Origin of the sequence: Providencia sp. PROV182 (assembly GCF_028480325.1) — a bacterium.
GTDB lineage: Bacteria > Pseudomonadota > Gammaproteobacteria > Enterobacterales > Enterobacteriaceae > Providencia > Providencia hangzhouensis.
The window spans coordinates 158820-180226 of record NZ_JAMPOL010000010.1; the positions used below are offsets into that span (position 1 = coordinate 158820).

The 21407-nt window shown below is 40.4% G+C and carries 19 protein-coding genes; 15 read left to right on the top strand and 4 right to left on the bottom strand.

The features are described 5' to 3' along the window. Positions 1–60: 60 nt before the first annotated feature. Positions 61–795, top strand: a complete 735-nt coding sequence (gene trmN, locus PR834_RS08760; protein WP_112308259.1) for a tRNA(1)(Val) (adenine(37)-N(6))-methyltransferase TrmN — start codon at positions 61–63, stop codon at positions 793–795. A 30-nt stretch (positions 796–825) separates the two neighbouring features. Here trmN and nadB read toward each other — a convergent pair whose 3' ends face one another. Continuing rightward, on the bottom strand, positions 826–2421 hold the full coding sequence (gene nadB / locus PR834_RS08765; RefSeq protein WP_164455436.1) for an L-aspartate oxidase: 1596 nt from the start codon (positions 2419–2421) through the stop codon (positions 826–828). A gap of 394 nt (positions 2422–2815) precedes the next feature. Between nadB and rpoE the strand changes: the two genes are divergently transcribed. The 11 genes from rpoE (at position 2816) to acpS (ending at position 12708) form a co-directional block, all read left to right on the top strand. Further along, on the top strand, positions 2816–3394 hold the full coding sequence (gene rpoE / locus PR834_RS08770) for an RNA polymerase sigma factor RpoE (RefSeq protein WP_004264984.1): 579 nt from the start codon (positions 2816–2818) through the stop codon (positions 3392–3394). A gap of 58 nt (positions 3395–3452) precedes the next feature. Next, a complete protein-coding gene (gene rseA / locus PR834_RS08775) occupies positions 3453–4076 on the top strand; it encodes an anti-sigma-E factor RseA (protein ID WP_110591977.1) in 624 nt (207 codons plus the stop codon). Next, a complete protein-coding gene (gene rseB, locus PR834_RS08780) occupies positions 4076–5026 on the top strand; it encodes a sigma-E factor regulatory protein RseB (RefSeq protein WP_004264982.1) in 951 nt (316 codons plus the stop codon). Before rseA ends, rseB begins: the two co-directional genes overlap by 1 nt. Before the next feature lie 3 nt (positions 5027–5029). Further along, positions 5030–5494, top strand: coding sequence for a SoxR-reducing system protein RseC (gene rseC, locus PR834_RS08785; protein ID WP_004264981.1), 465 nt, complete (start codon positions 5030–5032; stop codon positions 5492–5494). A 403-nt stretch (positions 5495–5897) separates the two neighbouring features. Then, positions 5898–7691, top strand: a complete 1794-nt coding sequence (gene lepA / locus PR834_RS08790) for a translation elongation factor 4 (protein WP_036959062.1) — start codon at positions 5898–5900, stop codon at positions 7689–7691. Positions 7692–7708: 17 nt separating this feature from the next. Then, entirely contained in the window at positions 7709–8674 is a 966-nt protein-coding gene (gene lepB, locus PR834_RS08795; RefSeq protein WP_004264979.1) for a signal peptidase I, read from the top strand. A gap of 302 nt (positions 8675–8976) precedes the next feature. Next, the gene (gene rnc / locus PR834_RS08800; RefSeq protein ID WP_004264978.1) at positions 8977–9657 is read left to right on the top strand and encodes a ribonuclease III; all 681 of its coding nucleotides are present in this window, start codon (positions 8977–8979) and stop codon (positions 9655–9657) included. Continuing rightward, complete coding sequence (era, locus tag PR834_RS08805; protein WP_004264976.1) at positions 9654–10562, top strand: GTPase Era; 909 nt, start codon at positions 9654–9656, stop codon at positions 10560–10562. Before rnc ends, era begins: the two co-directional genes overlap by 4 nt. 11 nt (positions 10563–10573) lie before the next feature. Further along, positions 10574–11302 (top strand): DNA repair protein RecO, encoded by a 729-nt coding sequence (recO, locus tag PR834_RS08810; RefSeq protein ID WP_272536596.1) that lies wholly within the window; start codon positions 10574–10576, stop codon positions 11300–11302. A 288-nt stretch (positions 11303–11590) separates the two neighbouring features. Further along, a complete protein-coding gene (gene pdxJ, locus PR834_RS08815) occupies positions 11591–12322 on the top strand; it encodes a pyridoxine 5'-phosphate synthase (protein ID WP_094961689.1) in 732 nt (243 codons plus the stop codon). After that, positions 12322–12708: a holo-ACP synthase gene (gene acpS / locus PR834_RS08820; protein WP_196724342.1), complete on the top strand. Its 387-nt coding sequence runs from the start codon at positions 12322–12324 to the stop codon at positions 12706–12708. The genes pdxJ and acpS overlap by 1 nt, the downstream gene beginning before the upstream one ends. An 87-nt stretch (positions 12709–12795) precedes the next feature. Here the strand turns inward: acpS and PR834_RS08825 are convergent, their stop codons facing one another. Further along, entirely contained in the window at positions 12796–13056 is a 261-nt protein-coding gene (locus PR834_RS08825) for a YfhL family 4Fe-4S dicluster ferredoxin (protein WP_036959019.1), read from the bottom strand. Between the two features lie 541 nt (positions 13057–13597). Next, complete coding sequence (locus PR834_RS08830; RefSeq protein ID WP_004264971.1) at positions 13598–14047, bottom strand: hypothetical protein; 450 nt, start codon at positions 14045–14047, stop codon at positions 13598–13600. A gap of 184 nt (positions 14048–14231) precedes the next feature. Between PR834_RS08830 and leuE the strand changes: the two genes are divergently transcribed. After that, complete coding sequence (gene leuE, locus PR834_RS08835; RefSeq protein WP_140172294.1) at positions 14232–14885, top strand: leucine efflux protein LeuE; 654 nt, start codon at positions 14232–14234, stop codon at positions 14883–14885. Between the two features lie 95 nt (positions 14886–14980). Beyond that, on the top strand, positions 14981–15463 hold the full coding sequence (tadA, locus tag PR834_RS08840; protein ID WP_196724341.1) for a tRNA adenosine(34) deaminase TadA: 483 nt from the start codon (positions 14981–14983) through the stop codon (positions 15461–15463). A 40-nt stretch (positions 15464–15503) separates the two neighbouring features. Here the strand turns inward: tadA and mltF are convergent, their stop codons facing one another. Continuing rightward, positions 15504–17168 (bottom strand): membrane-bound lytic murein transglycosylase MltF, encoded by a 1665-nt coding sequence (gene mltF / locus PR834_RS08845; RefSeq protein ID WP_050763803.1) that lies wholly within the window; start codon positions 17166–17168, stop codon positions 15504–15506. Positions 17169–17438: 270 nt separating this feature from the next. Here mltF and purL point away from each other — a divergent pair, with 270 nt between their 5' ends. Then, positions 17439–21326 carry a phosphoribosylformylglycinamidine synthase gene (gene purL / locus PR834_RS08850; RefSeq protein WP_112308262.1) on the top strand — a complete coding sequence of 1296 codons (3888 nt, stop codon included), beginning with the start codon at positions 17439–17441 and terminating at the stop codon, positions 21324–21326. Positions 21327–21407: the final 81 nt, after the last annotated feature.

The following is a 21407-nucleotide window of genomic DNA, read 5'->3' on the forward strand; positions in this document are numbered from 1 at the left end:
GACTTTTATTTGCTTAGTATGAGAATGTTCGAACAAGTATTAGCCAATTAGAGTGTTTGCATGTGTAAGCAAAAAAAGAATTACCGTAAAGGCGGTTTTACGTTTAAACAGTTTTTTGTGGCTCATGACCGATGTGCGATGAAAGTGGGGACGGATGGTGTGCTATTGGGGGCTTGGGCTCCTGTAGACGGTGTTCAGTCTGTATTGGATATTGGTAGCGGTAGTGGGCTAATAGCATTGATGCTAGCACAAAGAAATGCAATGTTATGTGTTGATGCCGTCGAGTTAGATAGTGACGCGGCAGTACAAGCACAAGAAAATTTTATTGAATCCCCATGGGCGGATCGTTTACATGTCATCAATCAAGACATTGTGAGTTACAGCCAGTTGTCATCGGTTCAATATGATTTGATTGTTAGTAACCCACCTTACTTTGAACCTGCGGTTGCGTGTCGGGATGAAAAACGAGACCAAGCGAGATATACCGCGACATTAACTCATGATGTATTACTCGAAAGTGCAAAATCCTGTCTTACATCTCATGGACTATTTTGTTTAGTGTTGCCCTATGAAGTTGGTGAAAAAATACAGAAGATGGCTGAGAATTCAGGTTGGTTTACCGCTTTTCGCGTCAATGTTAGTGATAAACCTACAACGGTCTACCATCGCATGCTATTGGGCATTCAACTGCAAGAGATACAAACACAAGTGACATCGCTGGCACTCAAAGATGAAAAGGGTGAGTATACCGATGAATTTTGTAAACTAATTCAGCCATTTTATGTGAAATATTAAAGCTGGCTCAAAGGCCAGCCTTAGCTCACGTTATTCAGGTTTTAAAATAGTGGGGCCTGAATTAGGAAGTGGTTCTGGGTAATCCAAGGTGTAATGTAATCCACGGCTTTCTTTGCGTTCTAATGCACAACGAACCATTAATTCAGCGACTTGAACTAGGTTACGTAATTCAAGTAAGTTATTTGAAATGCGGAAATTTGCATAGTAGTCGTGAATTTCTTGCTGCAATAGATGGATGCGACGCAGTGCGCGCTCAAGCCGTTTTGTGGTTCTCACAATTCCCATGTAATCCCACATAAATAAGCGTAATTCATGCCAGTTATGTTGAATAACAACCTGTTCATCTGAGTTATGCACTCGGCTTTCATCCCATTCAGATAAATAGGGAATTTCGTCGATCTGTTTAATCGTTTTATTAATATTTTCTGCCGCCGCCCAACCATATACCAAGCATTCTAATAGAGAATTGGATGCCATACGGTTTGCACCATGTAAGCCAGTGTAGCTCACTTCGCCAATTGCATAGAGATTCGTGATATCAGTCATACCCGTTTCATCGACAATTACACCACCGCATGTGTAATGGGCCGCTGGGACGATAGGGATGGGCTCTTGAGTGAGGTCTAACCCTAAAGTCATCAATTTCGCATAAATAGTCGGGAAATGGTTTTTAACGAAATCGCTAGGCTTATGGCTAATGTCCAAATACATGCAATCAGCACCAAGGCGTTTCATTTCATGGTCAATAGCTCGTGCAACAACATCGCGAGGAGCAAGTTCACCGCGATCGTCGTGATCTGGCATAAATCGGCTACCATCAGGACGCTTGAGGTAAGCCCCCTCACCACGTAATGCTTCAGTTAATAAGAAATTGCGTGCTTGTGGGTGAAATAAACACGTTGGGTGGAATTGATTAAATTCAAGGTTAGCAACACGGCAGCCAGCCCGCCACGCCATTGCGATACCATCACCAGAAGAAATATCTGGATTCGTGGTATATTGATAAACTTTAGCCGCGCCGCCCGTTGCTAGAACAATCGTTTTCGCTCGAATGGTTTCAACTTGCTCTTTTTGGCGGTTCCATACGTAAGCGCCTAAAATTCGTGGCGATTCAGCCTCATTAGAAAGGATAAGGTCGACGGCATTATAGCGTTCTTTAATATGAATGCTTGGGTGGGCAAAAGCGAGGTCAACTAACGTGGTTTCAACTTCTTTTCCTGTGGCATCAGCATGATGGAGGATCCGCCGATGACTATGGCCACCTTCACGGGTTAAATGATACTGTGTTTCACCGCTTTCGGTAATTTCAGTATCGAATAAAACACCTTGGTCGATAAGCCATTGCACGCAATGTTTCGCATTGGAGGCAATAAACTCAACAGCTTCTTTCTGGCAGATACCTGCACCAGCAATTAGCGTATCTTCTACATGGGATTCGATGCTGTCAGTGTCATCAAAAACGGCGGCAATACCACCTTGTGCATAATATGATGCCCCTTCGCTGAGGCTGCTTTTACTGAGAATGGTCACTTGATGAAAAGGGGCGAGCCGTAAGGCAGCTGAAAGTCCTGCGACACCACTCCCAATGATTAAAATATCAGTGTAATGCTGTGTGGATTCGTTCATAAGTGTTTGCATGTATATAATAGTATGTATTGAGTTTTTTATGTTAGCCTATCGAGTGTCCTATTGCTATTAGTGGATGGTTGTTAAGGCACAGTATATTGACCTAGCGCTATTTACGTATTCAAATGCTTTTAGTGTGATAGCTATCGCATTCGCGCCTAAAATCTGTATGCTGTCTTATAGGCCTGAAAGAATATTATAGGCAGTTGTTTTAATAAGGATCTTTAAGATCGTCTCAGTAATTTTTTTATCGGTTTTGTAAATTTTTGACTATTTTTTTAGATTAAATTGAACTTCAACGAGTTCTACTACTCAAAGTAGTGCTTGCTTTAGGAAGGGAGAACATGATCAAGTTAACATATTATCGGCCTGAATTCGGGAGATACTTCCTGGAATGAGCGAGCAACTGACCGACCAGATTTTGGTTGAAAAGGTACAAAAAGGCGATCAACAAGCTTTCAACTTATTGGTGATAAAATATCAGCATAAAGTCGCAAGCTTAGTATCCCGCTATGTACCGCAAGCAGATGTGCCTGACGTTGCGCAGGAGTCATTTATAAAAGCTTATCGCGCCATTGGTTCGTTTCGTGGTGACAGCGCATTTTATACTTGGCTTTATCGGATTGCGGTAAATACAGCTAAAAATTATTTAGTTGCCCAAGATAGACGCCCACCTGCGTCGGACTTGGAAGCGAGTGATGCAGAAAACTTTGAAACCGCTGGTGCCTTAAAAGAAATTTCGAACCCAGAGAACTTAATGTTGTCTGATGAATTAAAGAAAGTTGTTTTCCGGACCATCGAATCGCTGCCAGAAGATCTTAGAATGGCAATTACTCTCCGCGAGTTAGATGGTTTGAGCTATGAAGAAATCGCAGAAATAATGGATTGCCCTGTTGGCACCGTACGTTCTCGTATTTTTAGGGCAAGGGAAGCGATTGATAATAAAGTTCAGCCTCTGATTCAACAGTATTAGTCTGTTAAATCAGTCAATTAAATATAATTGTGATGCAATTAACTGAAGGTAATTGGGCATGCAAAGAGAGAAACTTTCCGCAATGATGGATGGCGAAGTACTAGACTTAGAACTGGTCAACGCTATTTCACGTGATTCAACGTTAAAACAACGTTGGGAGAGCTATCATCTTATTCGTGATACTCTGCGTAACGATACTAATGAAGTCATGCACTTCGATATTGCAAGTAAAGTTGCGGCAGCATTAGAGAATGAAGCTGTGCGTATTAATCCTCAGGTAGTTGTCGAATCGCAGCCAGAGCCTGCGACTTGGGGGGCTTTCCCATTCTGGGGTAAAATTCGTCCTTGGGCGAGCCAGCTGACTCAAATTGGTGTTGCAGCTTGTGTGTCTTTGGCGGTTATTGTTGGGGTTCAACAATACAACCAAAGTAATGCCGTTGACTCACCGGTTGATGAGCCAATGTTTAATACTATTCCTGTTGGTAGCGGGGCGCCAGTTAGCTTAAATATCTCAGATAACCAATTATTTGGTAATGAGCAGCAAATTCAACAAGTTGAGCAACAAAATCAACGTATTAATGCGATGCTGCAACAGTATGAAATTGAAAGACGCTCGATGCTTAACCAGCAATATCAAGAGTCTGTAAAACCTGCGTCTTCAGCAGGAGTTAAATTGCAATAATGAACAAATGGTTATCCGTCATCTGCCTGACGGGCAGCCTGATTATTTCTAATCAAGCTTCGGCATCTGAACTAGATGCCGATGTTCTTTTTAAAGAAATGGGAAATGCTGCCCAGAACCTCTCTTACGAAATGTCTTATATGACATTCAGTCCGCAATCAATAACACCTGTACGTTACCGCCATGCCATCATTAATGGTGAACCTGTTTCACAAATGATCCAAATGGATTCATCGCGTCGTGAAATTGTTCAAAAAGGCAATAGCATCAGTTACTTTGAACCTGGTTTTGATGCATTCAGCTTAAATGGTAAATATATAGTTGATAATTTACCATCAGTAGTTTTTGCCAATTATCAACAGATTAAACCTTATTATAATTTTATTGATGCAGGGCGGACCCACATTGGCGATAGGCCAGCATTAGTAATTCGCATAATATCGAAAGACAATTCTCGGTTTAACTATGTAGTATTGATCGATGAAGAAACGAAATTGCCATTACGTATCGACCTTCTCGATAATAATAGCCAAACATTAGAACAATTTCGTGTGATCTCGACGGTGCTAGATAGCCAAACAGTTAAGGATTCATTACTTGCGTTAAGTAAAGTGAATATGCCGCCATTATTGATTTCCCCTAAAAATGGAAATCCTTCCTTTAAGTGGCAAGTTGGCATGTTACCACCTGGTTTTGAAGAAATATCCCGTTCTTCGCGAAAATTAGCTGAAGATGACGTGGTAGAAACCGCAATGTTTAGTGATGGTTTATTTACCTTTTCTGTAAATGTGACAAAATCGACTAAAGGCCCGTTACTCGATCAACCGCTTCAAAATGGGCGTCGAACTATTTACACAATGACGCAAAAGCAAAATGTCATCACTATCATTGGTGAATTACCATTAGCAACAGCACAAGTGGTAGCAGGTAGTATTCAGTTTCGGGAGTAAATTATGGTAAAAGAGTGGGCAACAGTAGTCCGTTGGCAAAACGGTAGGGCTTTATTGCGCTATGGTTCTTCATCCGGCTGTGGTAGTTGCGGTGCTCGTAAAACCTGTGGTTCTTATGCTTTAAGCAAAATTGGGCCAAATACGGAACATGAATTAGAAATCGCAATTGAACAACCACTAGTTGAAGGGCAGAAAATTGAAGTGGGCATCCCTGAGGGGAGTTTAATTCGCTCAGCGCTGTTAGTTTACTTAACACCCATTTTGGGGTTGTTTATTTTTGCAGGCTTAGCGCAGGCGTTTGATTTTGAGCAGTTCTGGATAGCGATTTCAGGTGTAATTGGTGGTATTATTGGTTTTTATGTCGCGCGTAGGCTAGCGTCAAATTTGCGCGATGATGAAGCTTTTCAACCTGTTGTTTTACAGATAGGGTTGCCTCCGAGCGAGCTTTCAGTACAAATTAATTGCTAAATTTCAATATGTTGAGTTAGAAGGTTAATTTGATATTATCAATAGAAAGGGGAACATATGTTTCCCTTTTTTGTGGATTAGAATTAATTAACATACAAATAGTATTATGGCTAATAAAGTCATTAACATATTTTGTCTGTTTTGAGTTAGAAATTACAATAGATTGATTATGGCTATAAGCGTGGTTGATGTGGTTTGTATTAATGATGAATTATGACGACTAACCTATTAACCTGATGCAGGTTTACAGTTGTTTTACATTGAATCTTTGTGTTAGCGGGTTCTTATATGTAAAATGCTGCTAATTAACAATCTTGTGATAATCATAGCATTTTAGTTTTGTCGCGATACTTGCACAAAACTGATTTTGTAAGGCAATTTAAAAGAAGATATTACCTTGAAAATCAATAATATAAGAAACTTTTCCATCATTGCTCATATCGACCATGGTAAGTCGACCTTGTCAGATCGCATTATTCAAATTTGTGGTGGCTTAACCGACCGCGAAATGGCGGCACAAGTTTTAGACTCGATGGACTTAGAGCGTGAGCGTGGGATCACTATTAAAGCACAGAGCGTGACGCTTGATTATAAAGCGTCAGATGGTGAAACTTACCAATTAAACTTCATTGACACCCCGGGTCACGTAGACTTCTCTTATGAAGTATCTCGTTCATTAGCAGCCTGTGAAGGTGCTTTGCTGGTGGTTGATGCAGGGCAAGGCGTTGAAGCTCAAACCTTGGCAAACTGTTATACCGCTATCGAAATGGATTTAGAAGTGGTTCCGGTTTTAAATAAAATTGATTTACCCGCTGCAGATCCTGAGCGTGTTGCTGATGAAATAGAAGATATTGTTGGCCTTGACGCGCATGATGCAGTTCGCTGCTCTGCAAAAACAGGTATTGGTGTTCAAGATGTGATTGAACGCCTTGTTAAAGAGATCCCACCTCCGATTGGGGATGCGGATGCGCCTTTGCAAGCACTTATTATTGACTCGTGGTTTGATAACTATTTAGGCGTTGTTTCATTGATCCGTATTAAAAACGGAACATTGAGAAAAGGCGATAAAATTAAAGTGATGAGCACCGGGCAAGTATATAATGCAGATCGCCTCGGTATTTTCACACCTAAGCAAATCGACCGTGATGTTTTGAGTTGCGGTGAAGTGGGCTGGTTAGTTTGTGCAATTAAAGACATCACTGGTGCCCCAGTTGGGGATACGCTAACAGGGGCTCGTAATCCAGCAGATAAAGCATTACCTGGTTTTAAAAAGGTTAAACCACAGGTTTACGCTGGTTTATTCCCAGTCAGTTCTGATGACTATGAATCATTCCGTGATGCACTAGGTAAGTTAAGTCTAAATGACGCGTCTTTATTTTATGAGCCAGAAACTTCTACTGCGCTAGGTTTCGGTTTCCGTTGTGGTTTCCTTGGCTTACTGCACATGGAAATCATTCAAGAACGTTTAGAACGTGAATATGACCTTGATTTGATTACCACTGCGCCAACTGTAGTGTATGAAGTGCAGCAGACCAATGGTGATATCGTGTATGTCGATAGCCCATCTAAGCTACCGGCATTGAACAATATTGAAGAATTACGCGAACCAATCGCAGAGTGTCATATGCTGATGCCTAAAGAATATTTAGGTAACGTTATTACACTTTGTATTGAGAAACGTGGCGTTCAGACCAATATGGTCTATCATGGTAATCAAGTATCGTTGACTTATGAAATCCCAATGGCAGAAGTGGTATTGGATTTCTTCGACCGCTTAAAATCAACGTCTCGTGGGTATGCATCTTTAGATTATGCATTTAAACGTTTCCAAGCATCAGACATGGTGCGTGTTGATGTTCTTATCAACAATGAGCGTGTAGATGCTTTGGCCTTGATCACTCACCGTGCGAATTCTCAATATCGCGGCCGTGAACTGGTTGAAAAAATGAAAGAGTTGATCCCGCGTCAGCAGTTCGATATTGCGATTCAAGCTGCGATCGGTAACCACATTATTGCTCGTTCTACAGTTAAACAACTGCGTAAAAACGTACTTGCTAAGTGTTATGGCGGTGACGTTAGCCGTAAGAAAAAACTGTTACAGAAGCAAAAGGATGGTAAGAAACGCATGAAGCAAGTTGGTAACGTTGAGCTACCACAAGAAGCGTTCCTTGCTATATTGCATGTTGGTAAAGACTAAGTTTACAAGGAGTCTCAATGGCTAACACCTTTGCCTTGATCCTAACACTGGCAACATTAATCACTGGGATTATATGGTGTTTAGACAAGTTTAAATTTGCACCTGCGCGTAAAGCAAAACTTAAGCAGTTACAGGATGCAACAAATGGCGCAGTGAGTGAGGCGGATGTGGCAAATGCTGTCCGCCGTCCATCATGGCTTGAAACAGGGTCGTCTATTTTCCCTGTGTTAGCGATTGTACTGATTGTGCGTTCATTTATTTATGAGCCATTTCAAATACCTTCAGGGTCAATGATGCCAACGTTGTTAGTTGGCGATTTTATGTTGGTTGAGAAATTTGCTTATGGTTTGAAAGATCCAATCACACAAACGACATTAATCGAAACAGGTAAACCGAAACGTGGTGATATCGCAGTTTTTAAATACCCTAAAGATCCTAATGTTGATTTTGTAAAACGAGTTATTGGAATGCCGGGTGATAAAATTATTTATAACCCAGATGCAAAGGAACTCACAATTTACCCTAATTGTGCAGATAACAAATGTACAGAGACCTTACCTATTGTTTATGGTCCTCTGGCGCCGAGTGAATGGACAATGTTCCTTGATATCGGTTCTGTTGTTGATAACCAAAAGGGCAATTATGAAATTCCATTAGACCAACCTCTACCAAGAAATGCATTGCGTCAATACGAACGTAGTGAAAAATTGGATACGGTTGAGCATCAAATTTTGATTATTCGTCAAGCAATTACGGAAGCAAAATATTTGCAACCAGGTATGCCGAAGAATGAATGGATTGTTCCTGAAAAGCACTACTTTATGATGGGTGACAACAGGGATAATAGCTCTGACAGCCGTATGTGGGGCTTTGTGCCGGAAGAGAATTTAGTTGGTCGCGCGGTATTTATTTGGTTAAGTCTTGATAAGCAAGAAAATGAATGGCCGACAGGTATTCGCTTTAGTCGAATTGGTCCACTATAATTTGGTTAGTGGGTCTAACTAAATGTTACAAATACGGGTTTTCGTTTGAAAACCCGTATTATCCGAAGCATTATTGTTTTACCCAGTGTACAATATAGATTAATTAATATTATTGGCTCCCCAATTATTAACTCTCCCATTTTAACTTATTGTAACTAATGGACTTTTATAATTAGTTTCACTGAGCTGCAAAAAATGCGAGAGGATTCGGAGTCAGTGCAAACGCAACAGTTTTGTAAAATGGTGCATTTTACAGGTCTGTTGCGTGTGCTTTTTTATCAAATAAAAATGGTTGGGCGCACATGAACCCCTCTTTAATAGAAAGATTACAACGTAAGCTTGGTTATCAATTCAAACAGAACGAGTTATTAATCCAAGCATTGACACATAGAAGTGCAAGCAGCAAACATAATGAACGCCTAGAATTTTTAGGTGACTCGATTTTGAGTTTTGTGATTGCAAATGACTTATACCACCGTTTTCCAAAGGTAGACGAGGGGGATATGAGTCGTATGCGAGCAACGCTTGTACGCGGAAATACATTAGCAGAAATCGCACGCGAATTTGAACTCGGTGAATGTTTACGTTTAGGACCGGGGGAATTAAAAAGTGGTGGTTTTCGTCGCGAATCTATCCTTGCTGATACTGTTGAAGCACTGATCGGTGGTATTTTTTTAGATAGTGATATCCAAACGATCGAAAGAATTATTTTAGATTGGTATCAAAGTAGACTGGTTGAGATCAGTCCGGGTGATAAGCAAAAAGACCCGAAAACAAGGTTACAAGAATATTTGCAAGGACGCCATTTACCACTACCTAATTATTTGGTTGTTCAGGTTAAAGGTGAAGCTCACGATCAAGAATTTACGATCCACTGCCAAGTCAGTGGTATTGACCAACCGATTAATGGCGTTGGCTCAAGCCGTCGTAAAGCGGAGCAAGCAGCAGCAGAGCAAGCATTGAAAATTTTGGAGCTTGAATGAGTGAATTACAATCCCACTGTGGTTTTGTTGCCATAGTTGGACGGCCAAATGTCGGTAAATCGACATTATTGAATCAATTACTGGGGCAAAAAGTTTCGATTACTTCGAGAAAGCCACAGACGACTCGCCATCGTATTATGGGGATCCACACAGAAGATAATTACCAAATTATTTATGTTGATACCCCAGGACTTCATATTGAAGAAAAACGTGCAATTAACCGTTTAATGAATCGCGCTGCATCCAGTTCAATTGGTGATGTTGAATTAGTTATTTTTGTTGTTGAAGGAACTAATTGGACCGCTGATGATGAAATGGTACTGACTAAGTTATCTAGCTTGCGTTGCCCTGTTATATTGGCAATTAACAAAATTGATAATGTGACTGATAAAACGATACTGTTGCCACATATCAGTATGATCAGTCAGAAAATGAATTTTTTAGATGTTGTTCCTATCAGTGCAGAAAAAGGTACTGGTGTGGATACAATTGCTAAAATTGTTAAACAACATATACCTGAAGCTATTCATCATTTTCCTGAAGACTATATTACTGACCGTTCTCAGCGTTTTATGGCATCTGAGATTATCCGTGAAAAGCTCATGCGTTTCTTGGGTGATGAACTGCCATATTCGGTAACCGTCGAAATTGAACAATTTAAGGTAACAGAAGCGGGTATTTACCATATCAATGGCTTAATTCTTGTTGAGCGTGAAGGCCAAAAGAAAATGGTTATTGGTAACAAAGGGAGCAAACTGAAAACCATTGGTACCGAAGCGCGTATCGATATGGAAAGAATGTTTGATAACAAGGTACACCTTGAGCTTTGGGTTAAGGTTAAATCTGGCTGGGCTGATGACGAAAGAGCATTACGTAGCCTGGGTTATGTTGACGACCTAAAATAGTAGGTGGCAAAGTGAGTGGTTGGCAGCGTGCGTTTGTACTCCATTCAAGGCCTTACAGTGAAACGAGTTTATTGCTCGATTTTTTTACTGAAGGCGAAGGAAAAATACGTTTACTTGCAAAAGGCGCTCGCCGTAATCGTTCACCATTAAGGGGCTGTTTACAGCCCTTCACACCTTTGTTAATCCGTTGGGGAGGCAAAGGTGAAATCAAAACCTTAATTAATGTCGACCCTGTGTCTTTGGCTCTCCCTTTAACGGGAACCGTTCTATATAGTGGTTTATACCTTAATGAATTAACCGCACGTGTATTAGAATTTGGTACACCATATTCCTCACTATTTTTTGATTACCTCTCATGCTTACAGATCCTTGCCGCAAGTGAGCACACTCCCGAATTTGCATTGCGTCGGTTTGAATTGGCTCTGCTTTCTTACCTTGGTTATGGTGTTGATTTTTTACATTGTGCTGGCAGCGGAGAGCCCGTTTCTGACACAATGACTTACCGGTATAGAGAAGAAAAAGGGTTTATTGGTAGCTTGGTTGTTGACCAGCTTAGTTTTACGGGTAAACAACTTAAGGCATTGGCGAGTCGAGAATTTCCTGACGCAGATACGCTCAAAGCAGCAAAACGTTTTACCCGACTTGCTTTAAAACCATATTTAGGCGGTAAACCTTTAAAAAGCAGAGAATTATTTCGACAGTTTACTTACTCGCCAGTTACACATAACAAACAGAGCTAAAATTGTTTTTCATTTTATTTTTTATCTAGTTTGTTACACCTCGATTACTACAATATATCCTTTTCTCATGTGTCTTTTTAGCGGAACTGGCTCTTTCAGACAATACATTTATTTCACTGGTACAAAATCTTACGAAGCGCTTCGCAAAAATAAAATACAAATACTGAAACAGGATATACAGATTGGAATTTGCTTCGAATGGTGAGAGATTTATTCCCTCAAAGGAGAAAATTACAGTAGGATAGTAGGTAGATGAGTTTGTTAGTGTTTATTAATGGGGAATAAAAAATGGCAGAGCTTTTGTTAGGCGTAAATATCGACCATATTGCAACGGTTAGAAATGCAAGAGGAACTCAATATCCAGACCCTGTACAAGCTGCATTTGTTGCGGAGCAAGCAGGCGCTGATGGCATTACAGTGCATTTACGCGAAGATCGACGCCATATTACAGATAGAGATATCACTCTGTTGAATGAAACTATTCAAACACGTATGAATCTTGAAATGGCGGTAACTGATGAAATGGTTGAAATTGCGTGCCGCATCAAACCTACTTTTTGCTGTTTAGTGCCAGAAAAGCGTGAAGAGGTAACCACTGAAGGTGGTTTAGATGTTGCGGGCCAAAAACAGAAAGTGGCTGATGCTGTAAAACGTCTGACTGACGCGGGCATTCTCGTTTCATTATTTATTGATGCGGATCATCAGCAAATTGATGCAGCACAAGAGTGTGGTGCACCATTTATTGAAATTCACACAGGGGCTTATGCTGATGCTAAATCAGAACAAGAGCAAGAGTTAGAATTTCGCCGTATTCGTGATGGTGCCGTATATGCGGCGAGTAAAGGTATTAAAGTTAATGCGGGTCATGGTTTGACATACCATAACGTTCAACGTATTGCACAGTTACCTGAAATTTATGAGCTTAATATTGGCCATGCAATTATTGGCCGTGCTTTGTTTAGTGGGTTAGCTCAAGCGGTTACTGACATGAAAAAAATCTTATTAGAAGCACGTAAATAATGGCCATTGTTGGATTAGGAACGGATATTGTTGAGATTGCTCGAATTGAGTCGGTGCTTGAACGAACCGGTGATAGTCTGGCGAAAAGAATTCTAACTGAGAATGAATTAGCCCAATATCAACAGCAATCAAAGCCAGCTCGTTTTTTAGCAAAGCGGTTTGCTGTCAAAGAAGCCGCAGCAAAAGCATTAGGAACAGGGATCCGTAATGGTTTAGCCTTTAACCAATTTGAAGTAACCAATGATAAATTGGGAAAACCATTATTAAGTTTAACTGGGGATGCATTGGAGCTGGCGAATCGGTTAAAAGTTACGCATTACCATGTTTCTATTACCGATGAACGTCACTATGCATCTGCTACAGTTATCATAGAAAGTATTTCTTGAATCAATGTAATACCGAGCTGCCAGTAAAAATCACTGGCAGCATTTAAGGATAACTAGGTAAATAATTGGATATAAGTGAAGTTAAACCTAAATTTTATCGGCGTGATGAATTGCAACAAACTTATCCCAAAGCTGTTCTTCAGTTTCGATATGTTGAGGATCTGTGATGATTGTATTAGTAATTGGGCAAACGGACTGGCAAGTAGGTTTGTCGTAATGGCCTACACATTCAGTACATAGTGTTGAGTCAATTTCGTAAATTTCGTCACCCATAAATATTGCATCATTTGGGCATTCGGGTTCACACATATCGCAATTGATACAGCGTTTTGTAATTAATAAAGACATATCAGTGATTTACATTGTATTAAGTTAAAAACTAGTAACTTATACCTTGCACCTATTCGTTACTTTCGTTTGGTTCTTATATTTTTATGCCATGTATTTTACCTGCAAAGCCTGAAAAAAGTAACAACAAATCATAGTGTAGATGTTTTACATCATTTAAATGATAAATTTGTATTTTTAGCGTTCAATTTTTTGCTATACCAGAATATTGGTATCCTTTTCTGTTATTGTATTCACATCTGGATCGTTATTTTCTATTTTTAAATAATCAGTAAACTAGAATGTAATAATAAAGTGAATTAAGATAAGAATGTAAATATACCTATGCTAAATAATCGAAACTAGGGTGAAAGATAAGATTATTTATTTAAATAGACCTAATGTTAATAGTGTGGTGAAGTTTTAATGTTGATGATCTTATACCGCTTTTCTTTCTTTATTAAAATATGATTTTAAAGTTGATTATTTAAATAAGGGGCAAATTAATACCCCTTGTGACTAATTTAAGGTGTCATAAAATATACGTAATATAAGGAAGGTATTATATGATGCTATAGCTATGAGTTTTCCAGCTTTTATCTTTTTCAGCTTGACTGAATATATGGATAAGGCCATTGGCGATAAATAGAGTTGCCGATTGAATTGTACTTCCAACAGTAAATTCATCAACATAGAGTAGTTTTATGCCAGCTTTATCGTCAATTTCATATAATTCGACGATTTTCTCGCTTAAATTATATCCATATAAGTATTGTTTATTATCTACTGTATCATAAAATGCTTGAATATTACCAAGGTAGGATCTTAATTTGCCTTTTTGCGCAGGAGCATTTGGTTCAATTTTACCATTATCAGCCATAGCATAGACAACGTAAGTTTTATCTTTTGAGTGGCCTAAAAAATAATTACGTTTTGCGGCATTGAATGTCATTGTTGTTGGATAAAACTCTTCAAATGAACCGTCTTGTACCAATCTTCTAATGATAGCCATATATTTATTCCTTTTACTATTAATAATGAATAATAATTTGATTGCCTAGTTATCATAAATAAATAAGTTAGATTTAAAATAATCTTTATTATTAGTTCATTTCATATATCTAATAAATAGAATAAATATTCACAAAGATTGAAAGTTGTGATAAAAATAATAAAAAAGATAAAGGGTTGAAAATATGTTCGAAAATCTTGGTGTTCTTAACTTTTGGACTTACCTAGCTGGGCTTGTTTTAATCATTATCGTGCCAGGGCCTAATTCATTATATGTATTAAAAACAAGCACTTCGAGTGGGGCTCGGTTTGGTTATCGGGCTGCTCTAGGGGTATTTACTGGGGATGGGATATTAATTTTCCTGTCATTCATTGGTGTAGCTTCGGTAATCAAAGCTTCTCCAACATTATTTATGATAGTGCGCTATTTAGGGGCTGCTTATTTACTATATTTAGGTTGTAAGATTTTATATAGCACATTTATGCATAAGAAGTCGAATCAAGACGGCACTGACACTATTTCAATTAAAACTAAAACAGAAAACCATTTTACTCGAGCCTTAGTGCTGAGCTTAACAAACCCGAAAGCAATTCTATTTTATATTTCTTTCTTTATACAATTTGTTGATTTTAATTACTCTCATGCATGGGTGCCTTATCTTGTACTCGCGACGATCTTAGAATTAGTCAGTTTTTTATACTTAAGCTTATTGATTTTTAGTGGTTACTTGATAGCTCGTTTTTTACGTGAAAAGCAGCTCCTTGCAAAACTTGGAAATTGTACGGTAGGCGCTTTCTTTATGGGTTTTGCAGCTAAATTAGCGATTTTTAGCAATTAAAATTAGGTTGTTATTATAAAGGCAAAAGCATTTTAATTGCGGTCATTCTAACATTTAAGGATAATTACGTGTAAACGCATTGGTTAGAGGTAAGAGTGACACAAATAGAAATTGATGAGTATTGGATGCAACAAGCCATTGAACTTGCGCTAAAAGCACAAGATCTTGGCGAAATTCCTGTCGGTGCCGTCTTAGTGAAAGATAACCATTTGATTGCCTCGGGGTGGAATCGTTCTATTATTGACCACAATCCGACAGCACATGCTGAGATTATGGCTTTGCAACAAGCAGGGCAAGAGCTATCAAATTATCGGTTATTAGATACCACCTTATATGTCACGTTAGAGCCTTGTATTATGTGTGCAGGTGCAATGATCCACAGCCGTATTAGCCGTGTAGTTTATGGTGCTAAGGACTTTAAAACTGGAGCTTGTGGTTCTTACCTAGATATCATGGGGCAAGCAGGGTTAAATCATTATGTGGATGTTACTGGTGGTGTTCTAGAACAGCAATGTTCTTCAATGCTGAGTGCTTTTTTTAAGCTGCGTAGAGCCCAAAAAAAAGAACAAAAGCGCTAATATGGTAAATTTTAGCGCTCCCATTTTATTTCAGCATGATTTATAACGGCTTCTCAGGTGCTTTTAGTGGTGTGATGGGCGTTTTATCATCGGTTTCATCGGTATTTTGCGATGGATGTAGTGAAAGCAAATACTTTCCTAATGGTAGTCTTTTTTCTTCAAGTGTTTTAGGTGGTTGCGTTGCAGAACTCATTTTCCCTAAATGCGTAGTACTCACTTTTTCAGGAATAGGGGACTGATTTTGAATCGTTTGAGACTCAGCTGCTGTCAGGTTTTCTGGTGAAATTAAATAAATAAGTGATTTTTGTGCAATATCAAGTGCATGCTGTTTTCTTTCTTGGCTTTGTAAGTAACCAACTAAACTTTGATGATAACGACGAATATTCTCAACGTAACGATAAGCTTCGTGGCCACGTGCATAGCCATAAGTGAGCTGTGAGTAATATTTTTTCTGTGTCAATAAAGGTAAGCGAGCTTTCACATCTAACCACCGGTTAGGGTCTCCGCCTAACATTTCAGTTAATTTACGTACATCCTGCATATGCCCATATCCCATATTATAGGCAGAAAGGGCGAACCAGATGCGGTCATCTTCTTCGATGGTTTCAGGTAAACGTTCCATAATATAAGCAAGATAAGCGGCACCACCCTTAATACTTTCTTCCGGATCTAACCTGTCAGCAATACCCATTGTTGTTGCCGTTGGCTTGGTTAACATCATTAGCCCACGTACACCTGTAGGCGAAGTCGCTAAAGGGTCCCAATGGGACTCTTGCCATGCGATAGCTGCTAATAATTTCCAGTCAATCACCTGAGCATATTTTTCAAACAGCGGTTGATACTCGGGAAGTTTATTATCAATTGCCTTTATAAATGCCATTGTGTCGAAATAATCGAAGGATTCTACATGGCTAAAATATTTTTCATTAAGGCGTGCGAGTAATTCGGTTTCATGACTGAGATTGAAGAAGTCAAGTAACGCAGCGTCTAAACTGTTTTCTTTGCTACGACGCATATACCAAGTGATAGCATGTTCATCCAATAAATCAAAAGCTACGGCAATTTGGGGGTGAATACGTTGCTGTAGTGCAACCGCAATAGAGTCTTCTAACGTGTAGTCAACCTCGCCATCAGCAACCATTTCAAGGATTTGACTGGTATTGTATTTTGAAGTTTCTTCCCACTTTAGGTCTGGGTATTCTTTGGACAATTCTTTAAGTGTACTTGCATGAGCTGTGCCAGCGGTAACTAATAATTTGCCATTAATTTCATTGAAATTTTTGGGACGGTTTGTTCCTTTGCGATATACAAGTTGTTGAGTCACATTAAGATAGCTTGGACCGGTTTTCGTTTTGGCTAAACGGTCTTTGTTATACAGCAGGCCCGCTACCGCGATATCTGCATCACCATTTTCAAGGTCATCGAATATTTGCTCGAATGTTGGGCGGATGGTTATCTTGAGTTTAACTCCTAGGTATGAGGCAAAGCCTTGAGCCAGCTCGTAGTCAAACCCACGCAGCTGTTTTTGCTCATCAATATAGATAAGTGGCGAGCTAACGGCACTAATACGTAATTCACCTTGAGAAATAATTTTATTAATTTGTGAATTTTGTGTATTGGGCCAACGGACGTTAAAACCGATGACCATAGTAGCCAGTAGCGCGATGACCACGACAATTAAATAGTTAACTTTTAAGTTATTCAAATAATAGTTTCTCGTGCATTGACTGGTGCTGTATGTCCATAAAAGAGTATGGCTAAGTAATGGTTATAATTCCAGTAGTCGGCTATTTTGCTCAACATTTAGGAAGGGTGCAACCTATATTATCGTATTTAGCACAGAATAATATTTAACTAATCGCTTTATTTTTAATCACGCAAACGGTTTCGTATTGATGAACATTGCTCTATAATGTGTTCCGGTTTCCCTGCTTTCATGTTCAGGGCTGGCGTTTAAAAGAGAGAAATTAAGACGATGGAAATTTTGCGTGGTTCACCTGCTCTATCAGCATTTCGTATTACCCGCCTTTTGGCACTGTTTGTAGAAAAACAGCTTCCTGTCACGGATATCTATGCTGAGTATATGCACTTTGCTGAAGTTTCGGCGCCGTTGAGTGATAGTGAGCAAGGCAAACTGAGCAGTTTGTTAAAGTACGGCCCTTCTCTGGCAGAGCACGACCCATTCGGTAAGCTTATTTTAGTGACTCCTCGTCCGGGAACTATTTCTCCATGGTCTTCAAAAGCAACAGATATTGCACACAACTGTGGTCTTAATCAAGTCAAGCGTATTGAACGCGGAGTTGCTTATTATGTCCAAGGTGATGCACTGACCCAAGAGCAGTGGCATGAAGTGATCGCTATTTTGCACGATCGCATGATGGAAAGCATTTTCTCTTCTTTTGAACAAGCGAGCGCATTATTTGTGCAGCACCAGCCAGCACCAATGAAATCTATTGATGTGATTGCGGGTGGTCGTATTGCATTGGAAACAGCAAACAGGGAAATGGGACTGGCATTAGCTGATGACGAAATTGATTACCTGTTAGAGGCCTTTGTCGGGTTAAAACGTAATCCAACGGATGTTGAGCTCTACATGTTTGCTCAAGCAAACTCAGAACACTGTCGCCACAAAATCTTTAATGCAGATTGGGTGATTGATGGCGAAGAACAGCCTAAATCTCTGTTTAAAATGATTAAAAATACGTTTGAAAAAACACCTGACCACGTTTTATCGGCATATAAAGATAACGCAGCCGTGATGGAAGGTTCGCCTGTTGGTCGTTTCTTCCCTGAGCCTGAAGGGCGCACTTACCGCTATCACCAAGAAGATGCTCATATTTTAATGAAGGTAGAAACCCATAACCACCCAACAGCGATTTCGCCTTGGCCAGGCGCAGCAACAGGCTCTGGTGGTGAAATTCGTGATGAAGGCGCAACAGGTCGCGGCGCGAAGCCAAAAGCAGGTTTAGTCGGTTTTTCGGTTTCTAACCTACGTATTCCTGGTTTTGAACAGCCTTGGGAAGAAGATTTCGGTAAACCAGAGCGCATTGTGACCGCTTTGGATATTATGATGGAAGGGCCATTAGGCGGTGCGGCATTTAATAATGAATTTGGTCGCCCTGCGTTATTAGGTTATTTCCGTACTTATGAAGAAAAGGTCAATAGCCACAATGGAGAAGAGTTACGTGGTTATCATAAGCCGATTATGTTAGCGGGGGGCATAGGAAATATCCGTGCAGACCACGTACAGAAAGGCGAAATTACGGTCGGTGCAAAACTCATTGTGCTCGGTGGTCCTTCAATGAATATCGGGTTAGGTGGTGGAGCTGCATCATCAATGGCATCGGGCCAATCAGATGCAGACCTGGATTTTGCTTCGGTACAGCGCGATAACGCAGAGATGGAACGCCGTTGCCAAGAAGTCATCGATAGCTGCTGGCAACTTGGTGATGATAACCCAATTTTATTTATCCATGACGTAGGCGCAGGCGGTTTGTCGAACGCAATGCCAGAATTGGTCAGTGATGGAGGCCGTGGTGGGCGTTTTGAGTTACGTAAGATTCTCAATGATGAGCCAGGAATGAGCCCATTGGAGGTCTGGTGTAACGAATCTCAAGAACGTTATGTAATGGCCGTTTCACCAGAGCAGCTTCCTGTGTTCACCGCAATTTGTGAGCGTGAACGTGCGCCGTTTGCAGTGATTGGGGAAGCCACTGAAGAACGTCATTTGACATTAAATGATGAACATTTTGCTAACCAACCGATTGATATGCCACTGGATGTTTTATTAGGCAAAACGCCAAAAATGTTGCGTGATGTAAAAACATTAAAGGCGGAACCGGATTCATTAGACAGAACAGCGATTAATTTAAATGAAGCGGTGAAACGTGTCCTGCATTTACCAGCCGTAGCTGAAAAAACATTCTTAATTACCATTGGCGACCGAACCGTTACAGGCATGGTTGCTCGTGATCAGATGGTTGGCCCATGGCAAATTCCTGTCGCTGACTGTGCAGTAACGGCTGCAAGTTTAGATAGCTACTATGGGGAATCCATGTCTATTGGTGAAAGAACGCCAGTAGCATTGGTGGATTTCGCTGCATCAGCACGCATGGCCGTGGGTGAAGCATTAACCAATATTGCATGTTCATATGTGCAAGATTTAAAACGCGTTAAATTGTCTGCAAACTGGATGGCAGCGGCAGGGCATCCGGGGGAAGACGCAGGTTTATATGAAGCGGTTAAAGCGGTAGGGGAAGAGCTTTGTCCTGCGCTAGGCTTAACCATCCCTGTTGGTAAAGATTCCATGTCAATGAAAACCCGTTGGCAGCAGGATGGTGAAGAACGTGAAATGACGTCGCCACTTTCCTTGGTGATTAGTGCATTTGGCCGTGTTGAAGATGTCCGCTTAACAGTGACACCTGAGTTAAAAACAGGTCATGATAATGCCTTGTTATTAATTGACCTCGGGCAAGGCCATAACGCGCTGGGCGGTTCTGCACTCGCACAGGTATATCGTCAGTTAGGCAATAAAGCCCCTGATGTACGTAGCCCTGAAGTATTGCTTGGCTTCTTTAATACCATTCAGAAGTTATTATCCGAGCAAAAATTATTAGCCTATCATGACCGCTCAGATGGCGGCTTATTCGTCACTTTAGTGGAAATGGCTTTTGCAGGTCATTGCGGTATTAATGTTGATATTAGCTCTTTTGATGAAGACACGCTCGCAGCATTATTCAACGAAGAGTTAGGCGCTGTCATTCAAATTAATGAAGCCGATAGAGAGTATGTGGCAGAATGTTTTGCACAAGCAGGGCTTGCAGGCTGTGTTCATTATTTAGGTTCTGCAATACAAGATGATGCCGTGATCATCAATAGCCGAGATACGGTTGTTTACCGCGAATCTCGCAGTTTATTGCGCCAATGGTGGGCTGAAACGACTTGGCAAATGCAGCGCTTGCGCGATAACGAAGTGTGTGCCGACGAAGAACATACAATGAAACAGGATAATCAAGACCCAGGTTTGAATGTGAAATTGACTTATGACATTGAAGAAGACATTGCTGCGCCATTTATTTTGTCAGGTGTACGTCCTAAAGTAGCTGTTTTACGTGAACAAGGTGTGAACTCACATGTGGAAATGGCGGCAGCCTTTGACCGTGCTGGTTTCGATGCAATTGATGTGCATATGAGTGATTTACTCGCAGGTAACTTGTCTTTGGAACAATTCCAAGCATTAGTGGCTTGTGGCGGTTTCTCTTATGGTGACGTATTAGGTGCGGGTGAAGGTTGGGCAAAATCCATTTTATTCAACAATAAAGTCCGTGATGAATTTGAGACATTCTTTAACCGTGCTGATACTTTATCTCTGGGGGTATGTAATGGTTGCCAGATGATGTCGAACTTACATACGCTTATCCCAGGTGCTGAATTCTGGCCTCGTTTTGTACGTAACCGTTCTGAACGTTTTGAAGCACGCTTTAGCTTAGTTGAAATAGCAAAAAGCCCATCACTGTTACTGCAAGATATGACAGGTTCTCGTATGCCGATAGCGGTTTCTCATGGGGAAGGGCAAGTGGAAACCCGTGCAGCCGCACATTTACAGCAATTAGAAGATAATGGGCTGGTGGCAATGCGCTTCGTGAATAACTACGGTCAGGTAACCGAGCAATATCCAGCTAACCCGAATGGGTCAGTTAATGGTATTACGTCGGTGACCTCGAAAGATGGCCGAGCAACGATCATGATGCCGCACCCTGAGCGTGTTTTCCGCACTGTGAGCAATTCATGGCACCCTGAAAATTGGGGAGAAGATAGCCCGTGGATGCGCATTTTCCGTAACGCACGTAAGCAATTAGGTTAATAAATCACAAGTTTGATAGATTGTTGAAAAGGCCAGCTATTTTGCTGGCCTGAATTTTAATCGAGTGAGTTTTAAACGGAA